The 13,758-nt window shown below is 71.9% G+C and carries 12 protein-coding genes and 1 pseudogene; 7 read left to right on the top strand and 6 right to left on the bottom strand.

Features of this window, described 5'->3' with window-relative positions:
• Positions 1 to 14 precede the first annotated feature (14 nt).
• From AB0O67_RS06225 to AB0O67_RS06215, 3 genes are all read right to left on the bottom strand, one after another.
• Positions 15 to 1,454 (bottom strand): NAD(P)/FAD-dependent oxidoreductase, encoded by a 1,440-nt coding sequence (locus AB0O67_RS06225; protein WP_365446715.1) that lies wholly within the window; start codon positions 1,452 to 1,454, stop codon positions 15 to 17.
• A gap of 45 nt (positions 1,455 to 1,499) precedes the next feature.
• Entirely contained in the window at positions 1,500 to 1,943 is a 444-nt protein-coding gene (locus tag AB0O67_RS06220; RefSeq protein WP_365446713.1) for a VOC family protein, read from the bottom strand.
• A 334-nt stretch (positions 1,944 to 2,277) separates the two neighbouring features.
• The gene (locus AB0O67_RS06215) at positions 2,278 to 3,882 is read right to left on the bottom strand and encodes an FAD-binding oxidoreductase (protein ID WP_365446711.1); all 1,605 of its coding nucleotides are present in this window, start codon (positions 3,880 to 3,882) and stop codon (positions 2,278 to 2,280) included.
• A 56-nt stretch (positions 3,883 to 3,938) separates the two neighbouring features.
• Here AB0O67_RS06215 and AB0O67_RS06210 point away from each other — a divergent pair, with 56 nt between their 5' ends.
• Positions 3,939 to 4,643 (top strand): helix-turn-helix domain-containing protein, encoded by a 705-nt coding sequence (locus AB0O67_RS06210; protein WP_365446709.1) that lies wholly within the window; start codon positions 3,939 to 3,941, stop codon positions 4,641 to 4,643.
• Positions 4,640 to 5,101 (top strand): annotated as a pseudogene (locus AB0O67_RS06205) (DUF664 domain-containing protein); the annotation flags it as partial. The gene AB0O67_RS06210 and the pseudogene AB0O67_RS06205, both read left to right, overlap by 4 nt.
• A 12-nt stretch (positions 5,102 to 5,113) precedes the next feature.
• Here the strand turns inward: AB0O67_RS06205 and AB0O67_RS06200 are convergent.
• Entirely contained in the window at positions 5,114 to 6,304 is a 1,191-nt protein-coding gene (locus tag AB0O67_RS06200; protein WP_365446707.1) for an MFS transporter, read from the bottom strand.
• Between the two features lie 209 nt (positions 6,305 to 6,513).
• Here AB0O67_RS06200 and AB0O67_RS06195 point away from each other — a divergent pair, with 209 nt between their 5' ends.
• The 5 genes from AB0O67_RS06195 to AB0O67_RS06175 all read left to right on the top strand — a co-directional run bounded on the left by AB0O67_RS06195 (position 6,514) and on the right by AB0O67_RS06175 (position 11,248).
• Complete coding sequence (locus tag AB0O67_RS06195) at positions 6,514 to 6,672, top strand: hypothetical protein (protein WP_365446705.1); 159 nt, start codon at positions 6,514 to 6,516, stop codon at positions 6,670 to 6,672.
• Positions 6,669 to 9,071, top strand: coding sequence for an FUSC family protein (locus AB0O67_RS06190; protein ID WP_365446703.1), 2,403 nt, complete (start codon positions 6,669 to 6,671; stop codon positions 9,069 to 9,071). The genes AB0O67_RS06195 and AB0O67_RS06190 overlap by 4 nt, the downstream gene beginning before the upstream one ends.
• Positions 9,068 to 9,619: a hypothetical protein gene (locus AB0O67_RS06185; protein ID WP_365446702.1), complete on the top strand. Its 552-nt coding sequence runs from the start codon at positions 9,068 to 9,070 to the stop codon at positions 9,617 to 9,619. Before AB0O67_RS06190 ends, AB0O67_RS06185 begins: the two co-directional genes overlap by 4 nt.
• Before the next feature lie 64 nt (positions 9,620 to 9,683).
• Complete coding sequence (locus tag AB0O67_RS06180) at positions 9,684 to 10,190, top strand: SRPBCC family protein (protein WP_365446700.1); 507 nt, start codon at positions 9,684 to 9,686, stop codon at positions 10,188 to 10,190.
• On the top strand, positions 10,190 to 11,248 hold the full coding sequence (locus AB0O67_RS06175) for an LLM class flavin-dependent oxidoreductase (RefSeq protein WP_365446698.1): 1,059 nt from the start codon (positions 10,190 to 10,192) through the stop codon (positions 11,246 to 11,248). Before AB0O67_RS06180 ends, AB0O67_RS06175 begins: the two co-directional genes overlap by 1 nt.
• 87 nt (positions 11,249 to 11,335) lie before the next feature.
• Here the strand turns inward: AB0O67_RS06175 and AB0O67_RS06170 are convergent, their stop codons facing one another.
• Positions 11,336 to 11,845, bottom strand: a complete 510-nt coding sequence (locus tag AB0O67_RS06170) for a helix-turn-helix domain-containing protein (RefSeq protein WP_365446696.1) — start codon at positions 11,843 to 11,845, stop codon at positions 11,336 to 11,338.
• An 81-nt stretch (positions 11,846 to 11,926) separates the two neighbouring features.
• A complete protein-coding gene (locus AB0O67_RS06165; protein WP_365446694.1) occupies positions 11,927 to 13,603 on the bottom strand; it encodes a hypothetical protein in 1,677 nt (558 codons plus the stop codon).
• Positions 13,604 to 13,758 lie beyond the last annotated feature (155 nt).

Genomic DNA, 13,758 nt, shown 5'->3' with positions numbered 1-13,758 from the left:
CCCGGCCGCCCGCCCTACCCGCGATACGCCTCCAGCAGGCGCAGCCACACCTCGCTGATCGTCGGGAAGGGCGGAACGGCGTGCCACAGCCGTTCGACCGGTACCTCGCCGACGACCGCGACGGTCGCGGACTGGAGCAGTTCCGCGACGCCGGGTCCCACGAAGGTGACACCGACCACCGTACCGCGGTCCAGGTCGACCACCATGCGGGCCTTGCCACGGAAGTCCTCCGCGTACTGGACGGCGCCCGCCACGCTCAGGAAGTCGTTGTCCACCACCTGGATCCGGCGCCCGGCGCGCTCCGCCTCCTGCGCGGTCACGCCGACGTGCGCGACCTCGGGGTCGGAGAAGACCACCTGGGGTACGGCCTCGCTGTCGGCGGTCGTGACGTGGGCGCCCCACTTGGTCTCGTCAAGCGGTTCGCCGTTGACGCGGGCTCCGATCACGGCGCCCGCGATCCTGGCCTGGTACTTGCCCTGATGCGTCAGCAGGGCGCGATGGTTGACGTCGCCGACGGCGTAGAGCCAGCCGTCGTCGACGTCGCCGACCCGGCAGGTGTCGTCGGCCTTCAGCCAGTCGCCGGGGCTGAGGCCGATGGTCTCCAGGCCGAGGTCGTCTGTACGCGGCGCGCGGCCGATCGCGAACAGAAGCTCGTCGGCGACCAGTTGCTCGCCGTCGGCCAGGGTGACGCGGACCTCGCCGTCGGGTCCGTCCTGCCGCGCGACGGAGGTGACGGAGGTCGCGAAGCGGACGTCCACGCCCGCCTCGCGCAGCCCCTCCGCGACCAGCTCCCCGGCGAACGGCTCCCTGCCCGGGAGCAGGACCTCGCCCCGGACCAGCTGGGTCACCTCGGCGCCGAGCGCCCGCCAGGCGGTGGCCATCTCGACGGCGACGACGCCACCGCCGACCACGACGAGACGCCCCGGTACGGCGGCGGCGCTGGTGGCCTCGCGGCTGGTCCACACCCGTACCTCGTCCAGACCGGGAAGGTCCGGCAGCGCGGCGCGGGTGCCGGTGCAGACGGCGACCACGTGGCGTGCGATGAGGCGCACGGTGCCGCCGTCGGAGGAGGTCACCACGACCTGGCGCGGCCCGTCGAGGCGGCCGTGGCCCCGCACGATGTCGACGGAGACCGAGTTCAGCCATGCGACCTGGTCGTCGTCCTGCCAGTGGAAGACGATGTCGTCGCGGTGAGCCAGGACCGCCGGCACGTCCAGCGGCCCCGCAACCACCTTCCTCAGCCCCGGTACGCGGCGCGCGTCCGCACGCGCCAGCACCGGCCGGAGCAGCGCCTTGCTGGGCTCGCACGCCCAGTAGGAACACTCGCCACCGAGCAGCTCGCTCTCCACGATCACTGTGCTGAGCCCGGCCGCCTTGGTCCTGTCGGCCACGTTCTCACCGACGGGACCCGCGCCGATGACGATGACGTCGTAGGTACGGGAGGTGTCGTCCACTGCTGCTCCTGCCTCTGTGTCGCCGCTTTCGCGGGGCCGGTCGGGTCACCGCCCGGGAAGCCGGGTCGTGACTTCCTGGAGCACCCAGCCGTTGCCGTCCGGATCGCTGAACGAGGCGAACGAGCTGTAACTCGCGCGCTCGGGCTCGGGGCCGCCGACCCGCCCCTCCTCCCCGGCGTGGTGGAAGACACCGCCGGCGTCGTGGAACACCTCGCTCATGTCGGCTCCCCGTTCGAGGAGTTCGGCCCGGGCCGCCTCGATGTCGTCGACGATCAGATGCAGCCCTTCGACCGAGCCCGGCGCCGCGTTCGACACCCCGTTGCCGAAGAGGATCGAGCACTGCGACCCGGGGGGCGTCAGGTGCACCACCCGGAAGCCCTCGTCGTCCGAGTGGTCGACGTCCAAACGAAAGCCCAGGCCCTCGTAGAAGGCCTTGGCGCGGTCGACGTCGGAGACGGGCAGTACGACGACTTCGAACTTGAGATCCATCTCGTCACCACCTTCCCTGAGCGCCGGCCGATCCCGGCAACTCCCCTACGTCTCCAGGTGGAGGCGCACCACCCCTCCGGCTTTTCGATGAGCGGCTCGGGAGCGCGAGAGCGCTCATCGATCCACGTCTTGCCGCTACGGATCATTGCGGCGCGGCGCGCTGGAGCTGCGCGGCCGCCCTTGTCGAGCGCTCGGCCGGAGGCTCCCACGGCGAAGCGCCATTCGCTCGATCAGGCCATTTCGAGCGTAGCAACATGTATCGCCGGGTGCCTTCCGGCGAAGGGCCACCGCGAATGATCCGTGGGCGGGCCGGGGCGAGGGGCCGCCTGTGCGGTCAACCGTCCAGGAGCACGCCCGGGTTGAGGATCCCGCCGGGGTCCAGGGTGCGCTTCACGGCACGCAGGGCCTCGGCGAAGGGCTCGGGGCGCTGGAGGTCGTACTGGGGGCGGTGGTCACGCCCCACGGCGTGGTGGTGGGTGATGGTGGCGCGGTGGCGGTGAAGGACCTCGCCCGCGACGGCCTTCAGGTCGTCCCAGACGGCCACCTCGTCGCCGGGCCGCCCCCCGCAGATCACGGTGAAGTAGGGAGCCGCGCCATCGGGATAGACGTGCGTGAGACGGCAGTTGACGATCGCGCGGTGCCCTGTCCCCTTGTGTGCGGCGGCGCCGACCTCCGTGCGGACGGCGTCGATCAGTGCGGGCAGCCGGTCCCACGTGGTGGCCGTCTCGAAGGTCTCCGTGACGGCGCCCATCCGCGCGAGCCCGTCCCGCAGGTAGGGCATGCGCAGGAAGGCGGAGCGCCACGCGCCGACCGGCCCGTCGGTGGACGCGCCCCGGCAGGAGGCGTCCGCCTCGGTCCGGCCACCGTGGGCGCGGGCCGCCTCCACGGCCCGGGCGAGGCGGTCTTCCACGGGGCCGGTCGACGACTCGAAACCGAGGACCAGCACGGCGGAGCCGTCCCGGGCCGCGCCGGAGAGAGCGGCCTCGCCGGCGTCGAGCAGCCGGCAGTTGGCGGGCGCGAGGTCGGACTGGGCGAGAGCGCGCACCGCGAGGAGCGCGGCGTGGAAGTCGGTGAAGGACACCGAGGCGGAGGCCTTGTGCCGGGGGCGTTCCTGCACCCGCATCCACGCCTCGGTGATCACGCCCAGGGTGCCCTCGGACCCGAGGAACAGACGGTCCGGCGAGGGGCCCGCTCCGGATGCGGGAAGCCGCCAGGAGGTACTGGTGCCGGCGGGGGTGACCACGCGGAGGGACTGCGTGAAGTCGTCGATGTGGGTCCGGCCGGTGGCGTAGTGCCCGCCCGCCCGGGTTGCCAGCCAGCCGCCGAGGGTGGAGAACTCGAAGCTCTGCGGGAAGTGGCGCAACGTCAGTCCGTGCGGCCTGAGTTGGTTCTCCAGCTCGGGGCCGAGGACGCCCGCCTGGATACGGGCGGCGCGGCTGTCGGTGTCGATCTCCAGAACCCGGTCCATGGCGGTCAGGTCCAGCGACAGCACCGCGCGGTGGACCTCGCCCCGGTACTCCACGCCGCCGACGACCGACGAGCCGCCGCCGTAGGGGACCACGGCCACCTGCCGCTCACCGGCCCACTCCAGCAGGTCGGCCACGTCCTGGTCACGGGCCGGACGGGCGACCAGGTCGGGGACCCGGCCCGGCCGGCCACGCAGGGCGCGCGCGACGTCGCGGTAGGCCTTGCCCATGGCGTGGGCGGCGCGCGCCTCGGGGTCGTACGTCACCAAGTGCGTGAGACTGCGCGGCGCTTCGGCGGCGGGGCTGCCGATGCGCAGGTCGGCCACCTCGGGCAGGGGCAGGGGCCGCGCCAGGGTGCCGGGCACGAGGGCGCCCAGCGCGACGCATTCGGCGTCGTCAGGGTGGGCGTCGGCCCACCCCCATCCCCACCAGGAGCGGTTCCGAGGCGTGCGCGCCGCGTTCTCGACGGACATGGGGCTCCTTCGTCGAACTTACCTGAAGGTAAATTACCTAGTGGTAAATTTTCCGCATGGCAACCCCCTCACCCCGAGCGGGCACCAAGGGCGTCCCGCGGGCCCGGCGCGAGCAGCAGATCCTCGCCGCGGCCACGGAGGAGTTCGGCCGCCGCGGTTACGAGGGCACCTCGCTCGCGGCCGTCGCGTCTCGCGTCGGGGTCACCAAGACGCTGCTGCACCAGTACTTCGGGGCCAAGCAGGACCTGTACCTCGCCTGCCTGGTGCCGGTCGGCGACCGGATCCTGACGGCCATCCGCGCCGCCATGGAGGACACGACCGGCGGGCGCGTCCCCGAGCGGGCGGTCACCGGTGTGCGCGGCCCCGGGCCCGAGGCTGCCGCGGACCGGAGCGGCGCGTCGGCGCCGCCGACACCGCTGCGGGTCCTGCACGGCCTCTTCACCGCGCTGGAGGGACAGCGGGAGGCATGGTTCGTCCTCTACGACACCTCCCTGCCGGCCGACAGCGAGGCCGCCCGCCGCGCGCGGCGCTACCGGGCCGCCGTCGACGCGTGTGCGGCACGTGGCACCGCCGACGTCCTGCTGGCCGCCGATTCCTTCGACGCGCGTGACGCGGATGCCCTGCGTCACGCCTGGCAGGGCGTCGTCACGGCGCTTGTCCGCTGGTGGATCACCCATCCCGAGGAGTCCGTGGAGGCGATGACGGACCGCTGCGCCCGCCTGTTCGCAGCGGGTCGGGACGCTCTCGGTACACCTGAGTGATCGCTTGTCTGCCAGGCCGCCGCTCAGTCAGTCCGGACGGCGAGTCGGCCACTCTGCAGGATTTCCTCAGCGGCTATCGAATGACCCTGCGGATGAAGTGCGACAGGTTGGGGGCCGGTGACCTGGCGCGCCGTTCGGTGCCGCCGTCGACCATGTTCCCGCTGGGGCTGGTACGTCATCTTGGCGAGGTGGAGGGGGACTGGCGCAACTGGATTCGCCCGGAGGACCAGGAACCGAAGCCGCCCGGCGCCCGCGACGCCGACTTCGAGGGCGCCGTGGCGGAACAGGCGGTGGCGGAGGGCGCGTTCGCCGACCTCGCTCGCGAACAGGCGGCGGCCGACGCGGCGCTGCTCGAGTACGTGGATCTGGGCACGCGGGTGGGCCAGGACGGTACGGCGGTGCGGGAGCTGTGGGTTCACCGCATCGAGGAGTACGCCCGCCACTGTGGGCACGCCGATCTGCCACACCGCTCACGCCTCCTCCGGCACCGGCCGCCGCAGCAGATAGGCGGCGGCCGACGAGACGAGCACGGCCATGCAGCCGATGAACACCAGCCCCGCGCCCTCCAGGCCGATCGGTCCCGTCAGTGCCCCCACGCCGATCACCGGCACCGAGATGCCCGCGTAGGCCACCACGAACAGCGTGGAGATCACCGCCGCGTGCCGGTCCTCCGGAGACGCGTGGGACACCGAGGCCAGCGCCGCGCGGAACGTCAGCCCCTGCCCGCCTCCGCCGACGAGCGCGCTCAGCACCACCAGCGCCAACAGGTCCCAGTACAGTGCTCCCGCGAGCAGCGCCAGTCCGGCCAGGAGTCCGGCGCAGCCCAGCGGCAGTGATCGCCGCACCCCGATCCGGCCGACGGCCAGTTGCCCGCCCGTCGAGGCGAAGAAGGCCAGTGCGACGACCAGCCCGCTCACGGCGTGGTTCTGCATGCCCAGGGACTCGGCCAGGAACGCGGGGCTGACCGACGTGAAGACCCCGAACAGCGCGAACCCCACGAACGAGGCCGTGGCCGCGGGCCCGAACACCGCCCGTACCTGCGCGGGCAGAGCGGGCCCGTGCGGCCGTACCGTCCTCAGCGGCATCCGTTCCCGTACGGTCTCCGGAAGGCGCAGCAGGACCGCGACCGAGGCGGCCACCAGCGCGAGGTGCACGACGAACGGCAGGTAGAGGGGCCAGGCGGCGTACTCCGCCAGCACTCCGGCGAGCAGCGGGCCGCAGCCCAGCCCGCCCATGTTGGCGGCCGTCGCCACGAACGTGGCGCGCGAGGCGCCGCCGTGCGGTGCCAGCTCCATCACGTACGCCGTGGCGGCCCCGGTGAACAGCCCCGCCGACACTCCCGACAGCAGCCGTCCCGCATACAGCCAGCCCAGTTCCGTGGCGCACAGGAAGCACACGGCGCTCGCCGCCGAGAATCCAAGACCCCACAGCACGACGACACGTCGGCCCACGGCGTCCGAGGCGTTGCCCACCAGCAGCAGTACGCCGATGACCCCGAAGGCGTACACGGCGTACACGACGGTCACCGTGAACTCGGAGAACCCGAACTTCTCCTGGTAGAGGGGATACAAGGGGGTCGGCAGCGTGGTGCCGGCCATGCACACAGCGAACACCGCCCCAGCGAGCACACACTCACGCCACCCTCGGCGAACGCCGTCCATGTCGCCGACGGTAACCGTCCGAACACCGCAACCGTCCGCACGGCACGCCCGCCCGACGCCAAGTCATGGTCATGCCCACAGGCGGGCATCACGCTGTGGCAGGCCCGGGGCGCCGGGCTGCGGTCCGTTCGGGGGCGGCCGACAATGGTGAGCGGGTCGCCTGTCCACCCGTCCAAGACACCGCGGCGCCGCCCGAGAGGAGCGTGCTCATGCGCGCCGAGTCTTCGCCAGCCGCGCGCAGAGCAGCTTCCATCGCGGTCGCCGTGATCACCAGCGCCTTCTCGGAGGCCGTACGTCACCGGCTCGCGCTCCTGCGCGGTGCGCAGCCGCTCGGCCCGCACACGCGCCATGACGGGCGTCTGCCGTGAAGGGCGGAACGGAGCGGACGGAGATCCTGCGCCGGTCGGTGCGGGTGTCGCTCTCCGCCGCCGCGGGCTTCTATCCGTTCCTGTACGGGCTCGACGATCCGGTCGTGGCGCTGTACGCGCTGTTCGCGCCGATCTCCCTCGGTCTGCTGTCCTCGATCCCCGGGTCCGGGCGGCAGCGCGCCGAGGTGATGCTCAAGGCGCTGCCGGTGGGCCTGGTGCTGGTGACCCTGGGGACCGTGCTGGCGGTGCAGACCTGGGCGGCGGTGGTCGGGATGCTCGTCGTGGGCTTCCTGCTCGCCTTCGCCGCGATCGCGGGGCCCCGGCCGGCCGGAGCGGCGCCTGGCCTCCAGCTCTTCTACATCCTGGCCTGCTTCCCGCCGTACGAACCCGAGACCCTGTGGCTACGGCTGGCCGGGCTCACCTACGGCGTGGTGGTGCTGGCGCTGTGCGAGCTGTTCCTGCTGCCGCAGCCCCCCGGACCGACCTACCGGGAGACACTCGCGCACGCCCTTGTGACGGCCGGCGACACCATCGTCGGACGCGGCGGCCACCTCTCCCCCACCGAACTGCGGGACGCCGGCGCGCGGCTGCGGCTGTCCGACGCCCCGCCGGCGGAACGCCCCGCCGGCCCGGGTCGCGCCGCCCGCGGCCTGGCCCAGGCGGGGTCCGCCACGCGCCGGCTGCTCGAACAGCTGGCCCACCTGACCGAGTCCGGCGAACTGCGCGCCCTCGTCCGGGACGGCACCGGTGCGGCCGCGGACCCGGACGCGGATGTCGGCGGCAAGGACGGCGGGGACCGTTGTGACGTGGCCTCCGGGTCGCTGCTGCCACAGGTGGCGACCTTGTGCCACGAGACGGCCGCGGCCCTGCGGACCGGCCGGGCCACCCCCGGCTCGCAGCGGATGAAAGCGGCGATCGACGGCTTCCAGCAACTGCGCATGCGGCAGGTGACGGAGTCGGCGTCCGAGGTTCCGCCGGTTCCGGTGCTGCGCCGACAGGCGGCACTGCTGGCGGTCGCCGAGTCCGTCCGGGTCCTGGAGATCTCCGTAGGGGTCGCCCTCGACGGGCGGCGTACCCCACCCATCGAGCCACGGGAGCTGTTCTGGTACGCGCAGTCCTCCACCCCCTGCCTGTGGTCACGCCGGATCATCGGCAACATGACGCTGCGCTCGGTGCAGTTCCAGAACGCCACGCGCATCGCCGTGGCACTCGCCGCCGCGCGGCTCGTCGCCGGTTCGCTCGACCTGACGCACGGCTTCTGGGTACTGCTGGCGGTACTCACGCTGAGCCGCACCACCGTCGGAGAGACCTGGGCCGCCATCCGCAAGGCCGTCGCGGGCAACCTCGTCGGTGCCGTCGCGGCGGGCGCGCTGCTGATCGGCCTCGGCCAGCACACCGAGGCCTACGCCGCGCTCCTCGCGCCAGGCATGCTCATCGCCTTCGCGCTCGGGCCGCTGCTCGGGATCGCCTGGGCCCAGGGGCTGTTCACCCTCGTGGTGGCCACCGCCTTCGCCCAGATCGCCCCCGCGACCTGGCACATCGCGGCGGCCCGGATCGTGGACGTCGTCACCGGCAGCGCCATCGGACTGCTGTGCGCCATGCTCGCCTGGCCTTCCGGAGCCCGCCGGGAAGTACTCCGGACCATGGCCGGGCTGCTGCGGGAATGCGGCCCGCTGATCAAAGGCACCGTCGCGACGCTGACCGCCGTACCACCGGGCTCGGCCCCCGCTCCGCCGACGCTCCCGACCCTGCACCGGCTGCGCCTCGCCGAGTCCGCCTACGCCCAGTACCGCAGCGAGCCTCGGGGCGGCACGCCCGCCCACGCCGACTGGCACGCCGTACTCATCGCCGCCAACCACATCCTGCTCGGCGCCCAGTGGCTCCCTCGCGTCGACCTGCCCGCCAGGGCCCTGCCCGCAGATGCCGCCGACCAGGCACGGGCCGGCGCCCGCGCACTGGCGAACACCACCGACCGGTTGGCCGCCCTGTGCGCCGGCGACCTGTCCGAGTGGGAGCGGGGCGGGCCGTCCGCCGCCGAGCCGGGAGCGGTGGTTTCCCCGCTCGACGCGGCCCGGTCGACCGGATCGTCCGGACCGGAGGCCGACGAGGCGCAGCCGCCACCCCAGAGGCCGGACGAGGACCCGTTTACCTCCTCGCGGCCGAGACCCGCTCTCCCCGCACCGGACGAGACCCGTCCGGCGCCCCCGCAGGCGGACCGGACCCCGATGCCCGCGCTGGTCGACCTCGACGTCTGGCTGCGCAGCGTCACCGCTCAGCTCAACCGCATCGAGGACGACCTGCCCGAGACGGTCCGCCAGGCGGAACGCCGCACGACGGCTGTCGGCGTCCCCGGATCCGCGGCCCGCCCCGGCGGAGACAGACGTCAGGGCGCGCGGTGACCAGCCGGAGTCTGCACGCCGCGCTGCGGCCACCGTCGCCGCGCCACGGATGGGTGTGGTGGCTGCCGCCGGCCGCGGTGGCGATCGACGTGGTCGCCGAACTCCTGGTCCACGGGAGCGAACCGGTGAGCTTCATGCTCATCGCCGTCCCCCCGCTGGCCGCGGCGACGCGCGGGCTGCGGGGCACGGCGCTGTCGGTGGTGGCGTGCCTGGGCCTAAAGATGTGGATCGCCGCTCGCCACCCCGGCGACTTCGACGAGCAGCACCACATCGCCATGTATGTCGCCACGTTCCTCATCGGCATCGCGAGCGTCGCGCTGTCCTGGCAGCGGGAGCAGACCCGGCAACACCTCGTCAGGGCCAACTCCGTCGCCGAGGCCATGCAGCGCCCCCTGCTGCGCCCCGTACCGCCCCGGCTGGGCCACCTGCGAGCCGCCGCCTTCTACGAGGCCGGCGAGGGCGGCACGCTCGTGGGTGGGGATTTCGGGACGCCACGCCCCGTCGAGGGAACCCCGCCCCCACCAACCGCCAGCCACACCGGGGCTTGACCATGTAAGTCTCATTACGCAACTCTACTGCCAAGGGTGCCTTGGCGATGAGGAGGCGGACGCGGTGGAGTGGACGGGCGCGCGGTATGCGGACACGCCGACGGTGGAGGTGACGACTTGGGTCGACGCCCCGCCGGAGCGCGTGTGGGAGCTGGTGTCGGACGTGGGGCGCATGCCCGGCGCGAGCGCGGAGCTGCAATCGGTGGAGTGGGTCGACGGAGCCGTCGGGCCGGGAGTGGGGGCCCGGTTCCTGGGACGCAGCGCGCATCCGGAACTCGGGGAGTGGGAGACGGTTTCGACCGTCATCGAATGCGAACGGCCGACGGTGTTCGCGTGGGCGGTGGTCGATCCGGAAAACCCCACGGCCGTCTGGCGGTTCCGGCTGACGCCGAGGGACGACGGGACCGAGCTGTCGCAGTGGGTGCAGATGGGGCCGGCCCCCTCCGGGCTGTCCCTCGCGATCGAGGCCATGCCGGACAAGGAGCAGAAGATCGTGTTCGTGCGCATGCGGGAGTTCGAGCGCAACATGACCGCCACGCTGGAACACATCAAACAGTGGGCGGAGGCGTGATGCGCACGGCGACGACGGTCGAGGCGTCGAGCTTCGGCACCTGGTCCGCTCAGGCCGACTTCGTCGTCGAGGCGGAGAAACTCGGTCTTGACATCTGCTGGGTGGCCGAGGCCTGGGGGTCCGACGCCCCGTCCGCCCTCGGCTTCTACGCGGCCCGCACCGAACGGCTGCTGCTCGGCTCCGGGATCATGCAGGTGGGCACACGCACCCCGGTCTCCCTCGCGCAGACGGCGATCACCCTGTCCAACCTCTCCGGCGGACGCTTCCTGCTGGGTCTCGGGCCCTCCGGCCCCCAGGTGATGGAGGGCCTGCACGGCGTACCGTTCGTCCGCCCCCTGGCGCGCGTCCGGGAGACCGTGGAGATCGTGCGGCAGGCGATCGCGGGCGGCAAGATCGCGCACACGGGCTCGGAGTTCCAGATTCCGCGCCCCGGCGGGGAGGCCGTCCCCATGCGGCTCTCCGTGCGGGCCGAGCACGCCGTCCCCCTCTACCTGGCGGCCCTGTCACCCGCCATGCTCAAGTTCACCGGGCAGGTAGCGGACGGCTGGCTCGGCACCAGCTTCGTCCCCGAGGGCGCGGCGGACGCCTACTTCACCCCGCTCCAAGAGGGTCTGGCCGCCGCCGGGCGCAACCGCGCCCAATTCGACGTCTGCCAGGGCGCGGAGGTCTCCTTCGCGGCGGACGAGGAGGCGCTCGGCGCCATGGTCGCCGGCCGCAGGAAGGAGCTCGCCTTCAGCCTGGGCGGCATGGGCTCGGCGTCGACCAACTTCTACAACCGGGCCTACAGCCGCCAGGGTTGGGCCGAGGTGGCGGCGGAGGTACGGGAGCGCTGGCAGGCGGGTGACCGCGACGGCGCGGCCGCCCTCGTGACCGACGAGATGGTGCTGGCCACCACGCTCATCGGCACCGAGGAGATGGTCCGGAAGCGGCTGCGCGTCTGGCGGGACGCAGGGGTGGACACGGTCCGCCTGTATCCGGCGGGCGAGACCCTCCAGGCCCGGCTCGACACGCTGGGCAGGGCGATCGAGCTGGTCCGCGAACTCGACGGCGAGGCCTGAACCTCACGCCAACCCGATGTATCGGTGCGGGGCCCGGCACCCCGGCTCAGGAGCCGGCGCCGAAACCGCGCGCCCTCGCCCCTCCCGTCACCCCTCCAGGTCGAGACCGAAGCGAGCCCGCACATCGGGCCGCTTCAGCAGGCGGGCCGGGTAGCCGGGCCCGGTGGTCACGGCCACGTCCGCGTGCCGCAGCGGCTCGCCGCAGGAGGAGCACACCACCTGGGGCCGGGTGTCGTGGTCGCAGGTGGTGTGGTGCATGACCACGGGGACGCCTTCCTCGCCGGCCAGCCAGCGGTCTCCCCAGGCGCTGATCGCGGCCAGGACGCCGAAGAAGTCGCGGCCCTTCTCCGTCAGCCGGTACTCGTGGCGGACCGGCTCGGTCTGGTAGACGCGGCGCTCCAGGAGCCCCGCGTCCTCCAGCCGCCGCAACCGGTCGGCGAGGGTGTTGCGGGCGATGCCCAGCGAGCCGATGAAGCCGTCGAAGCGTGACTCGCCGTAGAAGGCCTCCCGCAGGACGAGCATCGTCCAGCCGTCGCCCAGGATGTCCACCGTACGAGCGATCGAGCAGGGCCAGCCATCGAAGGACGTCCGTCTCATGCCCTCGACCATACAGTCTCATGATGAGATGCGGTGGCCCCGGCAGCTCGCGGGAAATGCCCCTGACGCGGCCTTCCCCGCTCAGCGAGGCGTCTTCAGGGTGACCTTCCCGGCCTTCTTGGTGAACAGGGCACCACCGACGCTCATCGAGACCAGCAGGGTGTACTTTCCGGCCGGGACACCGGAGACGTCGATTCCTCCGGTTCCCGTCGTGAAGTATCCGAAGTCGTAGTTCCCGAGGTCTCCGGCCGGCTTGTGCGGCCGTACGACGTCGGGGTTCTTCTTCACGCCCAGAGGGAAGGAGTGGCATTCCTGCCTCCCCTGGAGTACGAGGTAGTAGAAGGCATGCGCGTCACGGTCGGCATTCCTTCCGGGCAGGAAGAGAACCCCCTCCGCGTGGATCTTCTGGTCGCGCTCCTGCGCCTTCCCGGCGGAGAAGCACACCCCGGCGGAATCGACCCCCACGATGCTCCGCTTGACCAGCTTCAGACCGCCCTTGCCGCCCCGGAAGAGAAGCTCCGAGTCACCGCTGGCCTGACGTCGGTCGACCGCGTTCTGTGAGATCAGCCGCGTCCGCCGCTCGATCCCCTCGTCCTCGCTCGTGATGCAGACGGAGACGTCGTACATACCCTGCGGGAGACCGGTGAAGGCCAGCTCGCCCTGAGAGGCGAAACCGCCCATGGCGTACTCGCAGAAGTACTCGTCGAAATAGTCCCGGTAGAGCCTGATCTCCTTGGTCGACTCCAGCGGGTACGTCCAGGTCTCGCCGTCCTTCTCCAGGACGAGCTGCTTGTTCTCGACCACCGGACCGTCGGGCGAAACGCCCGGCAGGAAGGCGTGCCCCTTCAGCTGGAGACACCCGTCCGCGAACTCGGCACTCCGGAGAGTGGCCAGTGCGGTGTCGCGTTCCCGGAGCCCGGCGAGGTGCTCGGCGGCCGCCTCCGGGTCCTCGGAATCGGTCCCGATCCGGACCTCGCCCCACCGGGGAGCGACGCCCTCCGTCAGGGAGTACACGATGCTCAGGATGGACGGCAGCGCCTGCCGGACCACCTCGTCGTGCCGTCGTACCGTCGGCGATTCCACGAAGAGGAAGTTGAAGTTCTCGTATTCCCGCAGGGCGGGGAGGTAGTGCTTGACCTCCTGCTCGTACTGATAGTCGCCGGGAGAGGAGACCACATATATGTTCCGCTTGAGGTCCGACCTCTGCGCGAGGACGTCCTTCATGACGGCGTCCATCGTCGCGACGTTCTCTTCGGACTGTCCCTCGCCGAGGACGGCGTCTCCGAGCTGCCCGTGGCCCTTGGAGTAGCTGCCGAGGAAGTACTGCGGCGTCGAGGCCACGATGTTCTTGTAGTCGTACTTCAGGCCGTAGTAGAGCGCGGCGCTCCCGCCCTTGGACGCGCCCAGGAGCGTCACCTCGTCCCGGGTCACCCGCAGTCGCCGCATGTGGTCCTCGATGAGGGCCTGTATGGAATCCGTGACGCTGAAGTCCATGTTCCTCGCCACGTAGTACGAGGCCCCACCGTCGAAGTGATCACGGATCCTGAGGATGTTGCACTTGACGCTCTCCAGCGCGTTGCCGAAGCCGTACTTGCTGCCCACGGACGAGAACACGACCAGCAGATGCGGGTGGTCGCCCTGGGCCGGGCGGAACTGGAACTCGACCGGCCACTTCCCATGCACCTCCACGCTCTCCCTGTAGGCGCGGTTCCTCTGGGTGGCGTAGTTGGGCGACAGCGGAGGCAGGGCGTTCTTCATGGCGGTATGCGGACTCTCTGGCCAGGTGTTCGGATGGGCTGCGCTCCGGCGGAGTATACGGAGTGTCCATCTGATGGTCAGCCAGAAGTAGGCGACGGTCACCGCGGCCTGTTCCGCCGATGAGCCGGTGTCACACGTCTCGGCGCTCCTGAGGC

Origin of the sequence: Streptomyces sp. NPDC086077 (genome assembly GCF_040686175.1) — a bacterium.
GTDB lineage: Bacteria > Actinomycetota > Actinomycetes > Streptomycetales > Streptomycetaceae > Streptomyces.
This window is presented reverse-complemented; position numbering and strand designations above follow the sequence as displayed.

Coding starts and splice junctions, on each gene's coding strand:
- AB0O67_RS06170 (WP_365446696.1), bottom strand. CDS start 11,845: ATGAGACGGACGTCCTTCGATGGCTGGCCCTGCTCGATCGCTCGTACG.
- AB0O67_RS06210 (WP_365446709.1), top strand. CDS start 3,939: ATGGCAACCCCCTCACCCCGAGCGGGCACCAAGGGCGTCCCGCGGGCC.
- AB0O67_RS06200 (WP_365446707.1), bottom strand. CDS start 6,304: ATGGACGGCGTTCGCCGAGGGTGGCGTGAGTGTGTGCTCGCTGGGGCG.
- AB0O67_RS06175 (WP_365446698.1), top strand. CDS start 10,190: ATGCGCACGGCGACGACGGTCGAGGCGTCGAGCTTCGGCACCTGGTCC.
- AB0O67_RS06195 (WP_365446705.1), top strand. CDS start 6,514: ATGCGCGCCGAGTCTTCGCCAGCCGCGCGCAGAGCAGCTTCCATCGCG.
- AB0O67_RS06215 (WP_365446711.1), bottom strand. CDS start 3,882: ATGTCCGTCGAGAACGCGGCGCGCACGCCTCGGAACCGCTCCTGGTGG.
- AB0O67_RS06220 (WP_365446713.1), bottom strand. CDS start 1,943: ATGGATCTCAAGTTCGAAGTCGTCGTACTGCCCGTCTCCGACGTCGAC.
- AB0O67_RS06165 (WP_365446694.1), bottom strand. CDS start 13,603: ATGAAGAACGCCCTGCCTCCGCTGTCGCCCAACTACGCCACCCAGAGG.